The sequence below is a fragment of the Streptomyces sp. NPDC047061 genome (assembly GCF_040643955.1).
Lineage (GTDB): Bacteria > Actinomycetota > Actinomycetes > Streptomycetales > Streptomycetaceae > Streptomyces.
Map to the genome: position 1 here is coordinate 146,608 of NZ_JBEYVI010000015.1, position 19,621 is coordinate 166,228.

Below are 19,621 nucleotides of genomic sequence, written 5' to 3' on the forward strand. Positions count from 1 at the left end.
CACCTCCTCCCCGGCGAATTTAGTGAAGGCGCCCTAAGTGTCATGCACAGACACACGGCGGAGGGTGATGCGGCCACTCCTTCGCCCCAGTCCGCGGAATTGAAGGAAAGCAGTCAGTGGCTGATAATGGAATCCGATGACCGTCAATCGCCGTCAACCGTTCGACGGAGGGATTATGGCCGACCTAAACGTTTCCGCTCCGAGAACATCACTTCCCCGCTTCGCGGAAGCCGAGGCGCTGGGCCCCCGGGACGCGGAGTTCGTCCGGGATCTGGTGGGGGTGCTGGTCAAGCACGGCAACTTGAACCGTTTCGGGTTGTGCCTGCTGCACGATCACTTCCCGCTTGCCGCGGACGAGGTTCTGGTGGAGACGAACGATCCCGGAGCCCGGACGCTGCACGCTCATGTGGAGAAGGCGGCTGGGACACGGCACATCAAGGCCTCGCAATGGAGGTTCCTGCCGCACGCCGAGGGCGAGCAGGGCGGGGAGCCCGCAGGAGGCTCCTTCCAGGTACTCATGCTGTGCCTCACACAGGACCTGTGCCCAGGCAGCGAGCGCGAACGCGACGGCTGACCGCGACCGACGCGACAACGGAGGCATACGACGAAGGGGGCGCTGCCCGTCACGGACAGCGCCCCCTTCGTCGTAGTGGTTCTAGAACTTGTTCTTCGGGGTGATCCCCAGCGAGAGGCCCGACAGGCCCCGCTGCCGTCCGCCCAGCTTCCCCGCGATGCCCCGCAGCGCCGCGCCCGCCGGGCTGTCCGGGTCGGTCAGGACGACCGGCTTGCCCTCGTCGCCGCCCTCGCGGAGGCGGACGTCGATGGGGATGTTGCCGAGGACCGGGACGGTCGCGCCCGTCGTACGGGTCAGGCCGTCGGCGACCAGCTGGCCGCCGCCCGTGCCGAAGATGTCGACCATCTCGCCGCAGTGCGGGCAGGGCAGGCCGGACATGTTCTCGACGACGCCGACGATCTTCTGGTGGGTCTGGACCGCGATGGAACCGGCCCGCTCCGCGACCTCCGCCGCCGCCTGCTGAGGCGTCGTGACGACCAGGATCTCCGCGTTCGGGACCAGCTGGGCGACCGAGATGGCGATGTCACCGGTGCCGGGCGGGAGGTCGAGGAGGAGGACGTCCAGGTCGCCCCAGTAGACGTCCGCGAGGAACTGCTGGAGGGCGCGGTGCAGCATCGGGCCGCGCCAGACCACCGGGGTGTTGCCCGGGGTGAACATGCCGATGGAGATGACCTTCACGCCGTTCGCCGACGGCGGCATGATCATGTTCTCGACCTGGGTCGGGCTGCCGTCCGCGCCGAGCATGCGCGGGACGGAGTGACCGTAGATGTCCGCGTCGACCACGCCCACCTTGAGGCCGTCGGCGGCCATCGCGGCGGCGAGGTTGACCGTGACCGACGACTTGCCGACGCCGCCCTTGCCGGAGGCGACCGCGTAGACGCGGGTGAGGTTGCCGGGCTTGGCGAAGGGGACCTCGCGCTCGGCCTGGCCGCCGCGCAGGGCGGTGGCCAGCTCCTTGCGCTGCTCGTCGCTCATCACGTCCAGCGTGACGTCGACCCGCGTGACGCCCTCGACGCGGGAGACCGCGTCGGTGACCCGCTGGGTGATCGTGTCCCGCATGGGGCAGCCGGAGACCGTCAGGTACACGGTGACCGCGACCGCGCCGTCCTCCCCGATCGCCACCGATTTGACCATCCCCAGTTCGGTGATGGGTCGGTTGATCTCGGGGTCGTTCACCGTCGCCAGTGCCTCGCGCACCGCGTCTTCGCTAGCCATACAGACGATGGTACGGCGAGGCACAGTGCCCCTATAACGCCCCTCAGCGGTCGTCTACGTCACGCCGTGCCGACCGTTCTGCCGGGAATACGACCTGTCCGTCCCGTCGCTCGTCCGCCATCTCCCTGAGCAGGTCCTGGAGCTCGGAGCGGATCCAGTCCCGGGTCGCGACCTCGCCCAGGCCCATGCGCAGCGCGGCGATCTCCCGGGTCAGGTACTCGGTGTCGGCGATGGACCGCTCGTTCTGCTTGCGGTCCTGTTCGAGGTTGACCCGGTCCCGGTCGTCCTGCCTGTTCTGCGCGAGCAGGATCAGCGGGGCCGCGTAGGACGCCTGCAGGGACAGGGCCAGGGTCAGGAAGATGAACGGGTACTCGTCGAACCGCAGCCCGCCGGGCACCGAGATGTTCCAGATCACCCAGAGGATGATCACGAACGTCATCCAGACGATGAACCGCCCGGTGCCCAGGAACCGCGCGATGCGTTCGGAGAGCCGTCCGAAGGCCTCCGGGTCCCACTCGGGCAGCAGCCTGCGCCGCGGCGGGCGCGGCTGGTCCAGGCGGGGGCGTGACCGGCCCGCGGCGGTGGCGCCGGCCGGCGTCCGCTCCCGGGCGCCCTCCCGCTCAGCCGCCATGGATCCCCGCCCCCTTCTCCGCTGCCTTCCCGTCCGCCGCCTTCCCCTCCGCCGGCTCCCCTTCCTCGTCCAGGTGGAACTCGGTCTCCCGCCAGTCCTCCGGCAGCATGTGGTCGAGTACGTCGTCCACGGTCACCGCGCCGAGGAGCGACCCCGCCTCGTCCACCACGGGCGCCGCGACCATGTCGTACGTGGCGAAGAACCCGGCGATGACCGGAAGCGTGGCGTCGGGGTCCAGGGGCTGCAGGTCGTCGTCGGCCACCAGCGAACTGACCAGGGTGTACGGGGGATCGCGCAGCAGCCGCTGGAAGTGCACGGTGCCCAGGTACTTGCCGGTCGGGGTCTCGTCGGGCGGTCGGCAGACGTAGACCTGGGCGGCGAGGGCCGGGGAGAGGTCGGCGTTGCGGACCCGGGCGAGGGCGTCGGCGACGGTGGCGTCCGGGCGCAGGACGATCGGCTCGGTGGTCATCAGACCGCCCGCCGTGTGCTCCTCGTACGACATCAGGCGCCGCATCTCGGCCGCGTCCGCCGGCTGCATCAGGCTCAGCAGCCGTTCCTTGTCCTGTTCGGGGAGTTCGGCGAGCAGGTCGGCCGCGTCGTCCGGATCCATGGCCTCCAGGATGTCCGCCGCCCGCTCCTCCTTCAGCTTGCCGAGGATCTCGATCTGGTCGTCCTCGGGGAGTTCCTCGAGGACGTCGGCCAGGCGGTCGTCGTCGAGGGCCGCGGCCACCTCGGCGCGGCGCTTGGCGGAGAGATGGTGCAGCACGTTGGCGAGGTCGGCGGGGCGCAGCTGCTCGAAGGTGGCGAGCAGGCTCTCGGCGCCCTGGCCGTGCTCCTCCAGGGAGAACCCGGTGACCTGGGACCACTCGACGGTGAGCGTCTCGCCCCTGGCCCGCCGGAAGGCCGCCTTCCTGCCCTTCCGGACGAAGATCCGGTCGACCTCCCAGTCCCGGCGGGCCGGGAGCTGCTGCACGGCCAGGTCGAGGACGGTGACCTCCTCGCCCGTCTCGACCAGCTCGACGCGGCGGTCGAGGAGCTCGCCGAAGACCAGGCGTTCGGTGGGGCGCTGCTCGAAGCGGCGGACGTTCAGCACGCCGGTGGTGATGACCTGGCCGGACTCGACGCCGGTCACCCGGGTCATGGGCAGGAAGATGCGGCGCCGGGTGGACAGTTCGACGACCAGACCGAGCAGCCGCGGGGGCTTGCGGCCGACGCGCAGCATGACGACGAGGTCCCGGACACGGCCCACCTGGTCGCCGTTGGGATCGAAGACGGGGACACCGGCGAGGTGCGAGACGAAGATGCGGGGAGCGCCGGCTGCCATGGGGTTGCTTCCTTTGCCTGCCGAAGTGCTGCTTGCGTTGTTTTCAGTCCCTTTTGCCCGCTCGGTGGGCTTCAGGCTAGCCCGTACCGATCGGATATGCCCTGGTGGGCGGTCCGGACGGACTGGCTCCGCCGGTCGGGTGGGGCACCGGTACGCTGCGGTACGCCGTGCCGGACCCCTCAGAAAGGTGGCCCTGTCTGTGACCGCGATTGCTCCGGGCCGTACTCGCCACGCCGCACTGGTCACCGCCGTGTGCGCACTGGCCGTCCTCACCGGGTGCAGCGGGGATCCGGACGCGGGCACGAACGGGGTGGGCAAGCTGTCGCCGGCCGTGATCCAGTCGAAGACGCGGGCGGCGGCCTCGTCGGTGGCGACGGTGCGGATGGCGGGGACGGTGGTCACGAGCGGGCGTACGTACGAGCTGGACATGCGCCTGAACAAGGACGGCGGGACCGGGTCGGTCACGTCGAAGGGGTCGACCTTCCAGCTGCTGCGGGTCGGCGACACGCTGTATCTGCAGGCCGACTCGGGCTTCTGGAACCACGCCGACGGCAGCGACACGACCGCCGCGACCAAGCTCGACGGCAAGTACGTCAAGGTGCCGCGGACGGACCCCGCGTACAAGAAGTTCAGCGGTTTCACGGACAAGGACCTCCTCCTCTCGGGCCTGCTGACCCTGCACGGCTCGCTCTCCACGGACGGTCACCACGAGCAGTCCGGTACCCGCACGATCCGCATCGCCGGCGACAAGGGCTCCGGCGGCACCCTGGACGTCTCCCTGGAGGGCAAGCCGTACCCCCTCCGCCTGGAACGCGGCGGCGGCGCCGGCACCCTCACGTTCTCCGACTGGGGCAAGGACTTCAGCGTCGCCGAACCGGAGAAGGGCGACACGGTCGACTACGGGAAGCAGCTGCCCGCGTCGTAGGGGGCGGCCGCGCAGGGGCTCCGGGGGGTTCGGCACCGCCGGCCGACGCCGCGGGGGCCGGGCGCCGTTGCGGCGGGTCCATGAGAACGACGGGGCAGTCCGCGGCGGCCACCCCCGATTCCCGACGCGACGGTGCTCCGCCGCAACGGTGATCGGCCACCACGGACCTGTCCGGCGCTGCCGAACCTGGCTCAGGTGTCCGCTACTTGTGCTTCCGGCGTCTCGAAAGCAAGCGCGGCAGGGCGGCCGGAGCCGGGCGCCGGGTCGTTGCCGGGGACGGGACCGGGGCCTCCGCCAGGCTCCCCTCCGGCAACGGCTGCACCGCTCCCGTCGGGGTCAGGCGCAGCACCCTGCACTCCCTCGCCCAGCGGCCGGTCATCGCCTCGCCGTCGGGGGCGTTGAGGCGCTTGCCCTTCAGTTCCGCGACCGCCGTGTCCCACTCCGGGGTGCCGGCGGGGAGTTCCGTGACCGTCGCCGTCCAGGTGACCAGCCGGCCGCCCTTGTCCTTGCTGCGCACGGTCACCTCCGCCGACCCCCCGTCGGCCAGCTCACCCAGCGGCTGCTCGGCCCCGTCGCCGACCAGGCACACGCCCCCGTCGGCCCACGCGTGCCACACCGCACGCGCGGCCGCCGCTCCCGCGCCCCGCACCCAGATGAGGCCGGACTTCTTCGTGGCCTCCTCGACGAGGGCCTGGTCGAGCAGCTCGCTAGTCATGGCGCCAGCCTATCCAGGGCCGCTCAGAGCCAGCCGTTGCGCTTCAGCGTGCGGTGGATGCCGAGGCAGATGCAGACCGTGATGCCCATGATCACCGGGTAGCCGTACTTCCAGTGCAGCTCGGGCATGTACTTGAAGTTCATGCCGTACACACCGCACACCATCGTCGGTACGGCGATGATCGCGGCCCAGGCCGTGATCTTCCGCATGTCCTCGTTCTGCGCGACGGACGCCTGCGCGAGGTTGGCCTGGAGGATCGAGTTGAGGAGTTCGTCGAAGCCGACGACCTGCTCCTGGACGCGGGCGAGGTGGTCGGCGACGTCCCGGAAGTACTTCTGGATGTCCGGGTCGACCAGCCGCATCGGCCGCTCGCTCAGCAGCTGCATGGGGCGCAGCAGGGGTGAGACGGCGCGCTTGAACTCCAGTACCTCGCGCTTGAGTTGGTAGATACGCGCCGAGTCGACGCCTCGGGAGACGCCGCCCCTGCGGCCCGGCGTGAAGACCTCGGTCTCCACCTCGTCGATGTCGTCCTGGACGGCGTCGGCGACCGCGACATAGCCGTCGACGACGTGGTCGGCGATGGCGTGCAGCACGGCCGAGGGGCCCTTGGCGAGCAGCTCGGGGTCGTCCTGGAGCCGGTGCCGCAGCGCCCGCAGCGAGCCCTGCCCGCCGTGCCGGACGGTGATGAAGAAGTCCCGGCCGGTGAAGCACATGACCTCACCGGTCTCCACGACCTCGCTGTTGGCGGTGAGCTGGTCGTGCTCGACGTAGTGGATGGTCTTGAAGACGGTGAAGAGGGAGTCGTCGTACCGCTCCAGCTTCGGGCGCTGGTGGGCCTGGACGGCGTCCTCGACGGCCAGCGGGTGGAGCCCGAACTCGCCGGCGATACCGGCGAATTCGGCCTCGGTCGGCTCGTGCAGGCCGATCCACACGAACCCGCCGTCACGGCGCACCAGCCGCATCGCCTCGTGCGGGGTGAGCGGCTTGCCGGTCTCGACGCGGGCGCCGTCGCGGTAGACGGCGCAGTCGACGACGGCCGACGGCGTACCGGGGTCGCGGGTGGTGTCGTACGCGCCGTTGTCCGGGCGCAGGCTCTTGCGCAGCGAGGGGCGGGAAGGGCGGACCACGGCACGGAGGTCGCGGATCATCGACATGGGCAGGCTCCTTCGCGACAGGCAGCGGAAGATCGCGTGCGAACGGGTGGAACTACCCGGAATGAGGACGTCCTGACTGCGGATGTTTGGCACGTCCACAAAGCGGGGAGCACCGCACCGTTGCGGTGGCGACTTCGCTACTGGTTCAGATCAGACGAACGGATCCAGACAGATCCGGAACGGACCGGTCATAGGGATCAGGCAAGCGAAACGAAGTGCTCTTCCGAACGACAACGCGCACGAGAAGGCGGCAGCCAGCCAGAGAAGAAATCAGAGGCCGGAAGAGCGAGTGGTACTGCACGGGTGACTTCGATCCATGACAGCCCCACCTCCTCCAGCCGGTCCCTCGTAAGGGAGTCCTGTCGGCGTCGGGGTCTGGTCGCGACGTGCTGCGTGCTGCCCCGAACCGCCGCGGCCAGAGTAGCAGCAGCCCCCAGTGTCAAGGCGCCGCTTTGCCCGGTACTGACGAGTTCTATGCTCACGACATGGCTGAAGTTCTTCCTCTGGTAGAGGCCCGGTTGACCACCACGCTGGGCGAACCGGACGCGCGCGCGGCGGTCACCTTCCTCGGCACGGACCGCATCGAGGTGCTCCGTTTCCACGAGGACCTCCAGGGCGAGAACGTCGTCCGCTACGCCACGCTCGGCATGTCCGCGCACCCCATGACCGACCCCACCGCGATGGTCGCGGACCCCGTCAAGGGACCGCGGGCCGAGCTGGTCCTGTCGGTCCGGGCCGGGCTCGCCGAGACCGACAAGGTGCTTCGCGCGCTCGCCGTACTCGCCGCGTCCCCGCAGGTGGAAGGCCTGGTCGTGGCGCCGGGCACGTCGCTGGACGTCGGCGACCCGCTGTGGCCGGGGGCGCCCTTCAGCTCCGTCCTGGTCGGCGAGCCGGGCGGTCTCGTCGAGGATCTGGAGCTGGACGAGCCCCTCGACCCCGTACGGTTCCTGCCGCTGCTGCCGATGACGCCGAACGAGGCCGCCTGGAAGCGCGTGCACGGTGCCGGGGCCCTCCAGGAGCGCTGGCTCGCGAACGGGACGGACCTCCGGGACCCGCACCGGAAATCCGCCCCGCTGGACTGAGCCGGACCGCGCGGGCGGGGTGAGCAAGCTCACCAAGCGCCGCCCGGCGGGAGTCAGTTGGCAAAGACCGTGACGCCGTCCTCGGTGGCGTGCCGGGGCTCCAGTTCCTCGGCGTCGTGTGTGAGCGCGTTCCGCCGTACGAGCACGACCACCGCGCCCAGGACCGCGGTGACCGCCGCCACCACGAACGGGATGTGGATGTCGCTCCACTCCTCGATCTTCGGGGCGAAGTAGGGAGCGGCCGCCGCGGCGAACCAGCGGACGAAGTTGTAGCCCGCGCTCGCCACCGGGCGCGGCGCGTCCGACACGCCGAGGGCGAGTTCGGTGTAGACGGTGTTGTTCACGCCGATGAACGCGCCGGACAGGATCGTGCAGACGACGGCGGTGGTGTGGCTGCCGTAGCCGAGGACGAGGACGTCGGCGGCGAGCAGCACGAGCGAGCCGCCGAGCACCTTCAGGGAGCCGAACCGCCGCTGCATGCGCGGGGCGACCACCACCGAGAAGAGCGCGAGCAGCACGCCCCAGGCGAAGAACACGGCGCCCGAGCGGTACGGGGTCATGTCCAGCACGAACGGGGTGAAGGCCAGCACCGTGAAGAACGTGTAGTTGTAGAAGAAGGCGGAGGCGGCCGCGGAGGCGAGGCCGCCGTGGCCCAGCGCCCGGATCGGGTCCAGGACCGACGTCTTGCGGGTGGGCTTCGGCTGCTCCTTCAGGAACGCCGTGATGCACAGGAAGCCGACCGCCATCAGGGTGGCGGTGCCGAAGAACGGGTAGCGCCAGCTGATGTTGCCGAGCACCGCGCCCAGCAGCGGGCCGCATGCCATGCCGAGGCCGAGCGCGGACTCGTAGAGCAGGATCGCCGCGGCGCTGCCGCCGGCCGCCGCGCCGACGATGACGGCGAGGGCGGTGGACACGAAGAGGGCGTTGCCGAGGCCCCAGCCGGCCCGGAAGCCGACCAGTTGGCCGACCGTGTCCGAGGTGCCGGCGAGTCCGGCGAAGACCACGACGAACGCGAGGCCCAGCAGCAGCGTCCGGCGGCCGCCGATGCGGCTGGAGACGAAGCCGGTGAACAGCATCGCCACGGCGGTGATCAGGAAGTACGAGGTGAAGAGCAGGGAGACCTGGCCGGCCGTGGCGTCCAGGCCCTTGGCTATGGAGGGCAGGATCGGGTCGACGAGTCCGATGCCCATGAAGGCGACGACGGATGCGCCGGCGGTCGCCCACACGGCCTTCGGCTGCCGCAGGATGCTGCCCGCTCCCGCGTCGAAGGGGTCGTCCATGCGATTCCTCCGCTCAGACGGATTTAGTTGGCGTATGCACATAGTAAGTTAGGTCGGCTAATTAATGCAAGATGCATCTAGTTCTCCCTGGTGAACCGGTCCGCCCGGACGGGTGATCGTCCTTGACGTGGGCGATTCCGGGTAGGACCGTGGGGCCCTATGAGGGGCGAACCCAGTTGCCCGAAGTGTGGTGGCCGGGTCAGGGCTCCCGGACTCTTCGCCGACACCTGGCAGTGCGATGTGCACGGGACCGTGCATCCGGTACAGCCCGTGATCCCACCCAGCGTCGAGGCCCTCGGTGTGGTGGTGCACCGCACCCAGGTTCCGGTGTGGATGCCCTGGCCGCTGCCGGTCGGCTGGCTGTTCACGGGTGTGGCGTGCGCCGGTGACGACCGCAGCGGGGGGCGCGCGACCGCCGTCGCCTGCTCCGGACCCGCGCCGCTCGGCGGCATAGGGGAGATGATCCTGGTCGCCGAGGAGCTGGGCGTCGGCCTCGGGGCCCGGTACGCGGGGATCGACGGGCCGGATCCCGGGCCCTCGATGAACGTGGAGAAGCCACCGCAGGCGAAGGTGCTGGCCGCGGGCCGGCCGACGCCGCTCTGGCATGTCTCCGGGGCGCCGGACGACCGGGCCGTCTTCGCCGGCGAGGCGCGGGGGCTGTGGCTCTGGATCGTGGTGTGGCCCGAGCAGACGGGGCTGCTGATGTACGACGAGCTGGTGCTGACGGATCTGCGGGATGCGGGGGCGGAGCTGGATCTGGTGCCGTGCGGGGCGTTGTCGCCGCGCTTGCTGGAGCCGTAGGGGGCGTGCCGTACGTGGCGGCTGCGGCGCCGTCGTGACTGGTCGCGCCCACGCGGCGGAGCCGCATGTCGAAACAGCCCCGCGCCCCTGACGGGGCGCGTTGTCCTGTGCGTTGGCTGTATGGGGCGCCCCCGGCTTTCGCGTGTGACAGGGGCACCCTCTGGCGGCCGTTATCCTTGACGCGTCCCTTCCGTCCCGTCCCGTTGGAGTCCGTGTCGTGCGTGTCGATCTGCACTGCCACTCCACCGCGTCCGACGGTACGGACACCCCGGCCGAGCTGGTGCGCAACGCCGCCGCTGCCGGGCTGGACGTCGTCGCGCTGACCGACCACGACACGACCCGCGGCTACGCCGAGGCGATCGCCGCGCTGCCCGAGGGGCTCACCCTGGTCACCGGGGCCGAGCTGTCCTGCCGGATCGACGGCGTCTCCATGCACATGCTGGCCTACCTCTTCGACCCCGAGGAGCCCGGTCTGCTCGCCGAGCGCGAGCTGGTCCGGGACGACCGGGTGCCGCGCGCCCAGGGCATGATCGCCAAGCTGAACGGGCTGGGGGTGCCGGTCACCTGGGAGCAGGTGAAGCGGATCGCCGGGGACGGTTCGGTCGGGCGGCCGCATGTCGCCTCCGCGCTCGTCGAGCTCGGCGTCGTACCGACCGTGAGCGACGCCTTCACCGAGGAGTGGCTGGCCGACGGCGGCCGGGCCTTCGTGGAGAAGCACGAGACCGACCCCTTCGAGGCGATCCGGCTGGTCAAGGGCGCCGGCGGAGTGTGCGTGTTCGCGCACCCCGCGGCCGCCAAGCGCGGGCGTACGGTGCCCGAGTCGGCGATCGCCGAGCTGGCCGCGGCCGGCCTCGACGGCATCGAGGTCGACCACATGGACCACGACGAGGACACGCGCGCACGGCTGCGCGGACTCGCCGGGGAACTGGGGCTGCTGGTCACGGGGTCGTCCGACTACCACGGCAGCCGCAAGACGGTGACGCTTGGCGAGTACACCACCGACCCCGAGGTGTACGGCGAGATCACGCGCCGGGCCACGGGTGCCTTCCCGGTGCCGGGGACCGGCGGGGCCTGAGGCTCCGCCCTCGCACGCCCGAATCCCCCACTCCAGCAAGGCCTGTGGCACCACCATGTTCGATCTCGCCGTCTTCGGCTCCCTCTTCCTGACCCTGTTCGTCATCATGGATCCCCCCGGGATCACCCCGATCTTCCTCGCCCTCACCGCCGGCCGGCCCGGCAAGGTGCAGCGGCGGATGGCCTTCCAGGCCGTGTGCGTGGCGGGCGGTGTGATCACGGTCTTCGGGCTGCTGGGGCACCAGATCCTGGACTACCTGCACGTCTCCGTGCCCGCGCTGATGATCGCGGGCGGGCTGCTGCTCCTGCTCATCGCCCTGGACCTGCTGACCGGCAAGAACGACGAGCCGAAGCAGACCAAGGACGTCAACGTGGCGCTGGTGCCGCTGGGCATGCCGCTGCTGGCGGGTCCCGGTGCGATCGTCTCGGTCATCCTCGCCGTGCAGAAGGCCGACAGCGCGGCCATGCAGGTGTCCGTGTGGACCGCGATCCTCGCCATCCATGTCGTGCTGTGGCTGGTGATGCGCTACTCCCTGCTGATCATCCGGCTCATCAAGGACGGCGGCGTGGTCCTGGTGACGCGGCTCGCGGGCATGATGCTCTCCGCGATCGCCGTGCAGCAGATCATCAACGGCGTCACCCAGGTGATCAAGGGCGCGTAGCGGGCGCGGGCGCAAGGACGTGCAGCGGGCGGGGACGCAGGGCCGGGCCGCGAACGCAGAACCCCCGCACGGCATCGGTGCCGTACGGGGGTTCTGAAGACTGTGCGGTGCTCCGCGTGTCGTCAGTGTCGTCGGTGTTGCTGTCGTTCGTCTCTCGTGTCGCGTCGTCGTGTGCGAAGCCTCGTCACGAGGCCTGGTTCTCGGCCGGTCGGATCCACAGGCGCTGCCCCACGGCCGCGGCCTGCTGCACGATCCTGCTGACGGAGGCGGCGTCCACGACAGTGCTGTCCACGGTGGTTCCGTTGACCTCGTCGAGTCGCATGATTTCGAAGCGCATGGCCTCTCCCTTCGTCGTCGTGTTCCGTAGGAGTCAACGGCTTGCGTGTTACAAACATTCCCTACGCTAAAGAAATTTTTCGAACGTCTAATTACCGACCGGTACGAGTCTCAAGGAGACTGACCGGGACCGGTTGTGTTCGCAGCGTGACCGCCGGGACAATGGAGGCGATGAACGACGACCTCGCCCCCCTCCAGGCCCGTATCGACCGGACGAACGAGCTGCTCACCCGCATGCTCGCCGAAGTGGCCAAGACGCCCTCGACGCACGCCATCTTCGTGGACGCGGGCTACCTCTACGCGGCCACGGGCCGGCTCGTCGCCGGGACGGAGGACCGCCGCGCCTTCGACCTCGACGCCGAAGGACTGATCGAGGCGCTCATCGACAAGGCGCGCCAGATCTTCGCCGACAGCCGGCTGCTCCGCGTCTACTGGTACGACGGTGCCCGCCGCCGTATCCACACCGCCGAGCAGCAGACCATCGCCGAACTGCCCGACGTCAAGGTCCGCCTCGGCAACCTCAACGCCAACAACCAGCAGAAGGGCGTCGACTCCCTGATCCGCACCGACCTGGAGTCACTCGCCCGGCACCGTGCCATCAGCGACGCGGCCCTGCTCGGCGGCGACGAGGACCTGGTCTCCGCGGTCGAGGCCGCCCAGGGGTACGGCGCCCGCGTCCACCTGTGGGGCATCGAGGCCCCCGAGGGCCGCAACCAGGCCGAGCCGCTGCTCTGGGAGGTCGACAGTCAGCGCACCCTCGACCTCGAGTTCTTCAAGCCGTACGTCTCCAGACGCACCGCCCCCGCCTACGAGGCCGGCACCACCAGACCCACCCGCGAGGACGTCCGTTTCGTCGGTGCGCAGATCGCCGCGAAGTGGCTGTCCTCGCGGGGGCGCGAGGCGCTCGTCGAGCTGCTGCCCGGCCACCCCTACCTGCCGGGCTCCGTCGACCAGGACCTCCTCGTCGAGGCCGAGGGGATGCTCCAGTACTCCCTGCGCGGCCAGGCCGACCTGCGCCGCGCCCTGCGGGACGGCTTCTGGGAACACCTCCAGACGCAGTACTAGCCCTGGTTCCGGGCCTGGCCCTGGGTGCTGTCCCAGAAGGCGGCTATCGCCTCGGCGGTGGGGGCGGGCCGGTCCGTGTTGGGCGAGTGCTCCGCCCCCTCGACGACCGTCCGGTGTGCGTGCAGTCGCAGCGCCATCTCGTCCAGCAGCGGGACCGGCCAGGTGTCGTCCCGGGCGCCCGACAGGACGTGGAACGGCAGCGGTACGGCGGCGAGTTCCGCGACGCGGTCCGGCTCGATGCACAACTGGCGCCCTGCGGCGATGAGTTGGGCCGGCTTGTTGCCCAGCCAGCGGCGCCGAAGATCCTCGCCGTCCTCCAGGCCCTCCGCCGGCGCGTCCGGTTCCTCCAGCTCCTCCGGTGCCTCCATGGCCTGCATGGCGTCCCACACCTCGGCCATCGACATCACGGCGAGCGCGTCCCGCAGCAGCTTCACGCGCTCCTGCTGGGAGGAGGAGATCTGTGCCGGGCCCGAGGACATCAGGGTCAGCGAGCGGAACGCCGTGCGGTCGAGGAGCACGGCGGCACGCGCGACCTGACCGCCGAAGGAGTGCCCCAGCAGATGCACCGGCCGTCCCGCACCGACCGCCGCCGCCTGAGCGAGCACGTCCCGCGCCAACTCGTCCTGGGCGTATGCCGATTCGTCGTCCGCGGGCCCGTCCGACTCGAACTGCCCGCGCCCGTCCACGGCGACCGTCCGGTAACCGCGCCGGCCCAGTGGTTCGTGCAGCCGGTTGAAGTCCTCCTTGCTGCCGGTGAACCCGGGCAGCAACAGCGCGACCCCCCTCGGCTCGACGCCGGCGGCCACGGGCGCGTCGACGACGGCGAACTCACCCCGGTCGGTGGCGAGCGCATACGCGCGGGCACCGGCGGGCGGGACGAAGGTACGAGGCCTGCTCATGGGGGAGAGGGTATCCGGAGCGGGGTGACCGACCGGGAGCCGGTGGGTGAATCCCGGCACCGGTACGCGCCGAACGCCGCGGGGCGGGCGGCGACTCGGGTCGTGGGAGGTGGGGAGGGCGGGATGGGCCGAAGGGGGGGTGCGTTGGGTGCGGTGCGATGGGCTGACGGGGAGGGCGGTGGGTGCGGCGGGTGTTGCGGAAACGCCGACGGCCCGGACCACACGGGGTGGTCCGGGCCGTCGTGACGGACTCAGGCCGGCTCAGGCCTCGGGGGCCGCGGCGGTCGCCTTCCGGGTCCGGCGGGCCTTCGGCTTCGCCTCCGCGTCGGCCGCCTCGGCGGATCCGGCCGTCTCGGCGGCCTCGGTGACCTTGCGGGTCGTGCGTCGCCTCGGCTTGGCCGCCGGCTCCTCGGTGGCCTGCGCCGGGATCTCCGCGGTGACGGCGGCTGCCGCCGTCTTGCGGGTCCGGCGGGGCTTGGCCTCGGTGCCTTCGGCGGTGTCGACGGCCGCCTCGGCCGCCTTCCGGGTGCGGCGCGGCTTGGGCGCGGCCTCGGCGGTCTCCTCGGGAGCGGCGGCTGCCGTCTTCCGGGTCCGGCGGGGCTTGACCTCGGCGACCGCCTCGACCGTCTCCGTGTCGGCGGCGGGTGCGGCCGTCTTGCGGGTGCGGCGGGGCTTGGCCTCGACGGCTTCGGCGGTGTCCACCGCGGTCTCGGCGGCGGCTGCCGTCTTCCGGGTGCGGCGGGGCTTGGCCTCGGTGGCTGCCTCGGTCGTCTCCGTGTCGGCGGCGGCTGCGGTCGCCTTGCGGGTGCGGCGGGGCTTCGCCTCCGTGCCTTCGGCGGTGTCCACCGCTGCCTCGGCAGTGGCGGCCGTCTTCCGGGTCCGGCGCGGCTTGGCCTCGACGGTCTCGGCGGTGTCCACCGCGGTCTCGGCGGCGGCTGCCGTCTTCCGGGTGCGGCGGGGCTTGGCCTCGGTGGCTGCCTCGGTCGTCTCCGTGTCGGCGGCGGCTGCGGCCGTCTTGCGGGTGCGGCGGGGCTTGGCCTCGACGGCTTCGGCGGTGTCCACCGCGGCTTCGGCGGCGGCTGCCGTCTTCCGGGTGCGGCGCGGCTTCGGCTCGGCCACTGCTTCGACCGCCTCGACGGCCGCCGCGGGGGCGGCTGCCTCCGGAGCCTCGGCCGCCTTGCGGGTGCGGCGGCGTACGGGGGCTGCCGGCGCCTCTTCGGCGGCCGGTGCCTCGGCCACCGGCGTCGTCGCCTCCGCCACCGGCGCCGTCTCCGCGGACCTGCGGGTGCGGCGGCGGCGCGGCTGCTCCGGCGCGGCCGGTTCGACCACGGCCTCGACCGTCTCGACGACGGCCTCCGGCGTCACGGTCACCGGAGCGGCGGCCGCCACCGCCTCCTGCGGCGCACCGTTGCGGGTGCGACGACGGCGGCGCGGAGTGCGGGTGGCCGACGGCTCCGACGCCGCGAGGGCGTCGTCGGAGGCGGCGGGCGACGCGGACTCGGCGGCGGGCGCCGAGGACGTCGTACCGGAGGCCTGCTCCAGGGCCGATCCGCCACGCGTGCGACGGCGGCGGCGCGGGGTGCGGGCCGGACGCTCGCGCTCCTCGGAGCGGGCCTCGGTGCGGGAGTCGGCGCGGGACTCGGGGCGACCGCCCCGGCCACCGCGACCGCGGCCACCGCGGCCGCCGGTCTCGCCCAGGTCCTCCAGCTCCTCCGCGTCGAGCCCGGCGCGGGTGCGCTCCGAGCGCGGCAGGACACCCTTGGTGCCCGCGGGGATCTTGAGGTCCTCGAAGAAGTGCGGGGACGTGGAGTACGTCTCCACCGGGTCGTGGAACTTCAGTTCCAGCGCCTTGTTGATCAGCTGCCAGCGCGGGATGTCGTCCCAGTCGACGAACGTGATCGCCGTACCCGACGCACCCGCGCGGCCGGTACGGCCGACCCGGTGCAGGTAGGTCTTCTCGTCCTCGGGGGACTGGTAGTTGATGACGTGGGTGACACCCTCGACGTCGATGCCGCGCGCGGCGACGTCGGTGCAGACGAGGACGTCCACCTTGCCGTTGCGGAACGCGCGCAGCGCCTGCTCGCGGGCGCCCTGGCCGAGGTCGCCGTGGACGGCGCCGGAGGCGAAACCGCGGCGCTGCAGCTGCTCGGCGATGTCGGCGGCGGTGCGCTTGGTGCGGCAGAAGATCATCGCGAGCCCGCGGCCGTCGGCCTGCAGTATGCGCGAGATCATCTCCGGCTTGTCCATGGAGTGCGCGCGGTAGACGAACTGCGCGATGTTCGCGACGGTCGCGCCCTCGTCGTCCGGCGCGGTGGCGCGGATGTGGGTGGGCTGGCTCATGTACCGGCGCGCGAGGCCGATGACCGCGCCCGGCATGGTGGCCGAGAACAGCATGGTCTGGCGCTTGGCCGGAAGCATGTCGATGATCTTCTCGACGTCGGGCAGGAAGCCCAGGTCGAGCATCTCGTCGGCCTCGTCGAGGACGAGCGACTTGATGTGCTTGAGGTTGAGCTTCTTCTGGCCCGCGAGGTCGAGCAGCCGGCCCGGGGTGCCGACGACCACGTCGACGCCCTTCTTCAGGGCCTCGACCTGCGGCTCGTAGGCACGACCGCCGTAGATGGCGAGGACGCGTACGTTGCGGACCTTGCCGGCCGTCAGCAGGTCGTTGGTGACCTGGGTGCAGAGCTCGCGCGTGGGGACGACGACGAGCGCCTGCGGCGCCTCGGTGAGGGCCTCGGGGGCGGCGCGGCCGGCCTCCACGTCGGCGGGGACGGTGACGCGCTCCAGGAGCGGCAGACCGAAGCCGAGGGTCTTGCCGGTGCCGGTCTTGGCCTGGCCGATGACGTCGGTGCCGGACAGGGCGACCGGGAGCGTCATCTCCTGGATGGGGAAGGGATTGACGATGCCGACGGCTTCCAGGGCCTCGGCGGTCTCGGGGAGGATTCCGAGTTCACGAAACGTCGTAGTCAGGGTGCTGCCTCTTCTGTGTGTCGCGGCGCGAGGCGAGCGCGGGGGTCTTTGACGGACCGTGCCGGGGGACGTCGGCTGCCTTACGTGCGGGCCGTGGGGGGCACGCCGTAGTGCACGGGACCTCTGCCGACGCTCTAGCGCTCGTACCGCTGAGGGTGTGTCCCTCCGGTCGTCGTACGCACAGTGCCGTACGAGCCGGGAGGGCTGTCGGGTCGGAGCCGATCGGGCCACCGACCGGGCATCCTCATACGTGCGGCCTGTCGAGGTACGTCGAGAATCGACGGCGTACCAGCAGGCGCATTACCACCATACCCCGGAATCGTGCACATGTGATGGCCGATTTGGTCACGTCGTGGTAGTCACAGTGGTTGACCAGGGCCTTCGCGGAGACATCGGATGGCCTGCCGGGACTTCCCCGATGGTTCCCCAGGGCTTCCTCGGCGCGGTGGGCGGGCTATTGTGCGCTTCATGACGAGCTCTGACAAGCCTGAGACCGCCTCCGCCGAACCGACCGGTGTCGCTGCCCAGGACTGGGCGCAGGCGGCCGCCGACCCGCACTACCGTGCCGCGGTCGTGGACCTGCTCGGCGCCCTCGCGTACGGCGAGCTCGCGGCGTTCGAGCGGCTCGCGGAGGACGCCAAGCTGGCGCCCTCGCTGGTGGACAAGGCCGAGCTGGCGAAGATGGCGTCGGCCGAGTTCCACCACTTCGAGCGGCTGCGCAACCGGCTGACGGAGATCGGCGAGGACGCGACGCAGGCGATGGAGCCGTTCGTCGCGGCCCTCGACGGCTTCCACCGGCAGACGGCGCCGTCGGACTGGCTGGAGGGCCTGGTCAAGGCGTACGTCGGCGACTCGATCGCCAGTGACTTCTACCGGGAGGTCGCGGCCCGCCTCGACTCCGACACGCGCGAGCTGGTGCTGGCCGTCCTCGACGACACCGGGCATGCCGGGTTCGCGGTGGAGAAGGTACGGGCGGCCATCGACGCCGACCCCCGGGTGGGCGGCCGACTGGCCTTGTGGGCACGGCGGTTGATGGGCGAGGCACTGTCGCAGTCGCAGCGGGTGGTGGCCGACCGGGACGCGCTGTCGACCATGCTGGTCGGGGGAGTGGCCGACGGGTTCGATCTCGCCGAGGTGGGGCGGATGTTCTCGCGGATCACGGAGGCGCACACGAAGCGGATGGCTGCGCTGGGGCTGGCCGCGTAACGCCCTCTCGGGAGTGGTTTCGGGAGTTGCGCGGCTGCGGGTGCGTTGTGGCTGGTCGCGCAGTTCCCCGCGCCCCTTTGGGGCGCGTCTCGGTGAGCTACGCCGGGATCGATCGTCGGCGGAGGCGGCGGCCCGCCGGGCGGAGCAGCAGGGACAGGGATGCCGCCGAGACGATCGCCGCGCCCAGGAGAGTGACCAGGACCGCGCCGGGGCCGAGTGCGCTGTGGGTGACGAAGTCGCCGAAGAGGGCTCCCGCGACGCCCGTGGAGAACACCAGGGGGCGGGCCGGGAGCCGGTGGGACAGGCGGCTGGTCGCGGCCCACGACAAGGCCAGGCCGAGCAGGGCGGATCCTAGGACTTCCAGGAGCATCACGAGGGGTCCCTCCCACGGCCGGCCGGTGCTTCACGGTCGTAGCCCGTCATACCCGTGACCTGCGGAATGCAATCCTCCCCTGTGGGCGACTTGTGGGCCGAACGTGGAGGCCGAACGTGGAGGCCGAACGTGGAGGGCCGACATACGGAGGGGCCGGGTGGACACACGTCCACCCGGCCCCTCCGTGCTGCTGTGGTCAGACCGCGCTGAAGCCGACCTTGCGGACGGTCGGCTCACCGAGCTCGATGTACGCCAGCCGGTCCGTCGGGACCAGGACCTTGCGGCCGCGCTCGTCCTCCAGGGACAGCACCTGCGACTTACCGGCCAGCGCGTCGGCGACGAGGCGCTCGACCTCCTCGGCGTTCAGACCGCTCTCCAGCACGATCTCGCGGGGCGCGTGCTGCACGCCGATCTTGACCTCCACGGCTATGTCCCTCCGACGGTCAGTGAAGTGCGCGACCTTCCGCGCCGTACGCTGCACACATTAGCCCGGTGAGGGGACGTACACGCTGCGGGCGTGCACGCCAGGAGCGAACAGCGAACGGGAATGCGGCGCGGGGGCGTCAGTGGTGGGAGTCGATCCCGTGCAGCGGGAAGCCCGCGATGCCCCGCCAGGCCAGCGAGGTCAGCAGCTGTACCGCCTGATCGCGCGGGACGCTGCGGTCGCTGTGCAGCCAGGACCGCGCCACCACCTGGGCGAGTCCGCCGAGACCCGACGCCAGCAGCATCGACTCGGCGCTCGGCAGGCCGGTGTCCTCGGCGATGACCTCGCAGATCGCCTCGGCGCACTGGGTGGTGACCTTGTCGACGCGCTCGCGCACCGCGGGCTCGTTCGTCAGGTCGGACTCGAAGACCAGCCGGAAGGCCCCGCCGTCGTCCTCGACGTACGCGAAGTACGCGTCCATGGTCGCCCGGACCCGCTGCTTGTTGTCGGTCGTCGACGCGAGCGCGCCGCGCACCGCCTGGATCAGCGCTTCGCAGTGCTGGTCCAGCAGGGCCAGGTAGAGGTCGAGCTTGCCCGGGAAGTGCTGGTAGAGAACCGGCTTGCTGACGCCGGCACGCTCGGCGATGTCGTCCATCGCGGCCGCGTGGTACCCCTGCGCGACGAATACCTCCTGGGCGGCGCCCAGCAACTGGTTCCGGCGGGCACGGCGCGGCAGGCGAGTGCCCCGCGGGCGTGCCGCCTCTGTCTGCTCGATGGCTGTCACGCCGCCTCCCAATGTCGTCCACATGCGGATCGCTCCGCGCGGCCATCGTACTTTTCGGTAACCGTGCTGTGCGCGGTGCGAGCGCAGAATTTCACGTACCGGACGACGGCGAAAGCCGCACCGGGAA

Annotated in this window: 20 protein-coding genes; 8 read left to right on the forward strand and 12 right to left on the reverse strand. The window is 71.2% G+C overall.

Annotated elements, in window-relative coordinates:
- Positions 1-136: 136 nt before the first annotated feature.
- Positions 137-574 carry a hypothetical protein gene (locus ABZ887_RS22755; protein ID WP_361292200.1) on the forward strand — a complete coding sequence of 146 codons (438 nt, stop codon included), beginning with the start codon at positions 137-139 and terminating at the stop codon, positions 572-574.
- Between the two features lie 81 nt (positions 575-655).
- On the opposite strand, the gene ABZ887_RS22760 is transcribed toward ABZ887_RS22755, so the two are convergent.
- From ABZ887_RS22760 to ABZ887_RS22770, 3 genes are read right to left on the reverse strand one after another with little or no spacing between them, the layout of a single operon-like run.
- Entirely contained in the window at positions 656-1,789 is a 1,134-nt protein-coding gene (locus ABZ887_RS22760) for an Mrp/NBP35 family ATP-binding protein (RefSeq protein ID WP_361292202.1), read from the reverse strand.
- 43 nt (positions 1,790-1,832) lie between these two features.
- Positions 1,833-2,420 carry a DUF1003 domain-containing protein gene (locus ABZ887_RS22765; RefSeq protein WP_361292204.1) on the reverse strand — a complete coding sequence of 196 codons (588 nt, stop codon included), beginning with the start codon at positions 2,418-2,420 and terminating at the stop codon, positions 1,833-1,835.
- A complete protein-coding gene (locus tag ABZ887_RS22770; RefSeq protein ID WP_361292206.1) occupies positions 2,410-3,744 on the reverse strand; it encodes a CBS domain-containing protein in 1,335 nt (444 codons plus the stop codon). Before ABZ887_RS22770 ends, ABZ887_RS22765 begins: the two co-directional genes overlap by 11 nt.
- Before the next feature lie 199 nt (positions 3,745-3,943).
- On the opposite strand from ABZ887_RS22770, the gene ABZ887_RS22775 reads away from it, so the two are divergent.
- Entirely contained in the window at positions 3,944-4,669 is a 726-nt protein-coding gene (locus ABZ887_RS22775) for a hypothetical protein (RefSeq protein WP_361292208.1), read from the forward strand.
- 202 nt (positions 4,670-4,871) lie between these two features.
- Here the strand turns inward: ABZ887_RS22775 and ABZ887_RS22780 are convergent, their stop codons facing one another.
- Both ABZ887_RS22780 and ABZ887_RS22785 read right to left on the reverse strand, forming a co-directional pair.
- Positions 4,872-5,384 carry a hypothetical protein gene (locus ABZ887_RS22780; protein ID WP_361292210.1) on the reverse strand — a complete coding sequence of 171 codons (513 nt, stop codon included), beginning with the start codon at positions 5,382-5,384 and terminating at the stop codon, positions 4,872-4,874.
- Between the two features lie 23 nt (positions 5,385-5,407).
- A complete protein-coding gene (locus ABZ887_RS22785; RefSeq protein ID WP_361292212.1) occupies positions 5,408-6,538 on the reverse strand; it encodes a magnesium and cobalt transport protein CorA in 1,131 nt (376 codons plus the stop codon).
- 485 nt (positions 6,539-7,023) lie between these two features.
- Between ABZ887_RS22785 and ABZ887_RS22790 the strand changes: the two genes are divergently transcribed.
- Entirely contained in the window at positions 7,024-7,620 is a 597-nt protein-coding gene (locus ABZ887_RS22790; RefSeq protein ID WP_361292214.1) for a suppressor of fused domain protein, read from the forward strand.
- Between the two features lie 53 nt (positions 7,621-7,673).
- On the opposite strand, the gene ABZ887_RS22795 is transcribed toward ABZ887_RS22790, so the two are convergent.
- Positions 7,674-8,900: an MFS transporter gene (locus tag ABZ887_RS22795; RefSeq protein ID WP_361292217.1), complete on the reverse strand. Its 1,227-nt coding sequence runs from the start codon at positions 8,898-8,900 to the stop codon at positions 7,674-7,676.
- 159 nt (positions 8,901-9,059) lie between these two features.
- Here ABZ887_RS22795 and ABZ887_RS22800 point away from each other — a divergent pair, with 159 nt between their 5' ends.
- From ABZ887_RS22800 to ABZ887_RS22810, 3 genes are all read left to right on the forward strand, one after another.
- Positions 9,060-9,701 carry a DUF6758 family protein gene (locus ABZ887_RS22800; protein WP_361292219.1) on the forward strand — a complete coding sequence of 214 codons (642 nt, stop codon included), beginning with the start codon at positions 9,060-9,062 and terminating at the stop codon, positions 9,699-9,701.
- A 217-nt stretch (positions 9,702-9,918) separates the two neighbouring features.
- Positions 9,919-10,776: a PHP domain-containing protein gene (locus ABZ887_RS22805; protein ID WP_361292221.1), complete on the forward strand. Its 858-nt coding sequence runs from the start codon at positions 9,919-9,921 to the stop codon at positions 10,774-10,776.
- Positions 10,777-10,831: 55 nt separating this feature from the next.
- Entirely contained in the window at positions 10,832-11,437 is a 606-nt protein-coding gene (locus tag ABZ887_RS22810; protein ID WP_361292223.1) for a MarC family protein, read from the forward strand.
- Between the two features lie 184 nt (positions 11,438-11,621).
- On the opposite strand, the gene ABZ887_RS22815 is transcribed toward ABZ887_RS22810, so the two are convergent.
- Positions 11,622-11,774 carry a hypothetical protein gene (locus ABZ887_RS22815; RefSeq protein WP_361292225.1) on the reverse strand — a complete coding sequence of 51 codons (153 nt, stop codon included), beginning with the start codon at positions 11,772-11,774 and terminating at the stop codon, positions 11,622-11,624.
- Positions 11,775-11,944: 170 nt separating this feature from the next.
- Between ABZ887_RS22815 and ABZ887_RS22820 the strand changes: the two genes are divergently transcribed.
- The gene (locus tag ABZ887_RS22820; RefSeq protein ID WP_361292227.1) at positions 11,945-12,838 is read left to right on the forward strand and encodes an NYN domain-containing protein; all 894 of its coding nucleotides are present in this window, start codon (positions 11,945-11,947) and stop codon (positions 12,836-12,838) included.
- Here the strand turns inward: ABZ887_RS22820 and ABZ887_RS22825 are convergent.
- Complete coding sequence (locus tag ABZ887_RS22825; RefSeq protein ID WP_361292228.1) at positions 12,835-13,737, reverse strand: alpha/beta hydrolase; 903 nt, start codon at positions 13,735-13,737, stop codon at positions 12,835-12,837. The two genes, ABZ887_RS22820 and ABZ887_RS22825, sit on opposite strands and share 4 nt — an antisense overlap.
- A gap of 261 nt (positions 13,738-13,998) precedes the next feature.
- On the reverse strand, positions 13,999-16,614 hold the full coding sequence (locus ABZ887_RS22830) for a DEAD/DEAH box helicase (protein ID WP_361292230.1): 2,616 nt from the start codon (positions 16,612-16,614) through the stop codon (positions 13,999-14,001).
- Positions 16,615-17,166: 552 nt separating this feature from the next.
- Here ABZ887_RS22830 and ABZ887_RS22835 point away from each other — a divergent pair.
- Positions 17,167-17,913, forward strand: coding sequence for a ferritin-like fold-containing protein (locus ABZ887_RS22835; RefSeq protein WP_352367017.1), 747 nt, complete (start codon positions 17,167-17,169; stop codon positions 17,911-17,913).
- 97 nt (positions 17,914-18,010) lie between these two features.
- On the opposite strand, the gene ABZ887_RS22840 is transcribed toward ABZ887_RS22835, so the two are convergent.
- The 3 genes from ABZ887_RS22840 to ABZ887_RS22850 form a co-directional block, all read right to left on the reverse strand.
- Positions 18,011-18,283, reverse strand: coding sequence for a hypothetical protein (locus ABZ887_RS22840; protein ID WP_089098916.1), 273 nt, complete (start codon positions 18,281-18,283; stop codon positions 18,011-18,013).
- Between the two features lie 199 nt (positions 18,284-18,482).
- Entirely contained in the window at positions 18,483-18,710 is a 228-nt protein-coding gene (locus tag ABZ887_RS22845; protein ID WP_046730492.1) for a DUF3107 domain-containing protein, read from the reverse strand.
- 139 nt (positions 18,711-18,849) lie between these two features.
- The gene (locus ABZ887_RS22850) at positions 18,850-19,494 is read right to left on the reverse strand and encodes a TetR/AcrR family transcriptional regulator (RefSeq protein WP_089098915.1); all 645 of its coding nucleotides are present in this window, start codon (positions 19,492-19,494) and stop codon (positions 18,850-18,852) included.
- Positions 19,495-19,621: the final 127 nt, after the last annotated feature.

Coding starts and splice junctions, on each gene's coding strand:
- ABZ887_RS22755 (WP_361292200.1), top strand. CDS start 137: ATGACCGTCAATCGCCGTCAACCGTTCGACGGAGGGATTATGGCCGAC.
- ABZ887_RS22760 (WP_361292202.1), bottom strand. CDS start 1,789: ATGGCTAGCGAAGACGCGGTGCGCGAGGCACTGGCGACGGTGAACGAC.
- ABZ887_RS22765 (WP_361292204.1), bottom strand. CDS start 2,420: ATGGCGGCTGAGCGGGAGGGCGCCCGGGAGCGGACGCCGGCCGGCGCC.
- ABZ887_RS22770 (WP_361292206.1), bottom strand. CDS start 3,744: ATGGCAGCCGGCGCTCCCCGCATCTTCGTCTCGCACCTCGCCGGTGTC.
- ABZ887_RS22780 (WP_361292210.1), bottom strand. CDS start 5,384: ATGACTAGCGAGCTGCTCGACCAGGCCCTCGTCGAGGAGGCCACGAAG.
- ABZ887_RS22785 (WP_361292212.1), bottom strand. CDS start 6,538: ATGTCGATGATCCGCGACCTCCGTGCCGTGGTCCGCCCTTCCCGCCCC.
- ABZ887_RS22790 (WP_361292214.1), top strand. CDS start 7,024: ATGGCTGAAGTTCTTCCTCTGGTAGAGGCCCGGTTGACCACCACGCTG.
- ABZ887_RS22795 (WP_361292217.1), bottom strand. CDS start 8,900: ATGGACGACCCCTTCGACGCGGGAGCGGGCAGCATCCTGCGGCAGCCG.
- ABZ887_RS22800 (WP_361292219.1), top strand. CDS start 9,060: ATGAGGGGCGAACCCAGTTGCCCGAAGTGTGGTGGCCGGGTCAGGGCT.
- ABZ887_RS22810 (WP_361292223.1), top strand. CDS start 10,832: ATGTTCGATCTCGCCGTCTTCGGCTCCCTCTTCCTGACCCTGTTCGTC.
- ABZ887_RS22815 (WP_361292225.1), bottom strand. CDS start 11,774: ATGCGCTTCGAAATCATGCGACTCGACGAGGTCAACGGAACCACCGTG.
- ABZ887_RS22820 (WP_361292227.1), top strand. CDS start 11,945: ATGAACGACGACCTCGCCCCCCTCCAGGCCCGTATCGACCGGACGAAC.
- ABZ887_RS22825 (WP_361292228.1), bottom strand. CDS start 13,737: ATGAGCAGGCCTCGTACCTTCGTCCCGCCCGCCGGTGCCCGCGCGTAT.
- ABZ887_RS22830 (WP_361292230.1), bottom strand. CDS start 16,614: ATGACGCTCCCGGTCGCCCTGTCCGGCACCGACGTCATCGGCCAGGCC.
- ABZ887_RS22840 (WP_089098916.1), bottom strand. CDS start 18,283: ATGCTCCTGGAAGTCCTAGGATCCGCCCTGCTCGGCCTGGCCTTGTCG.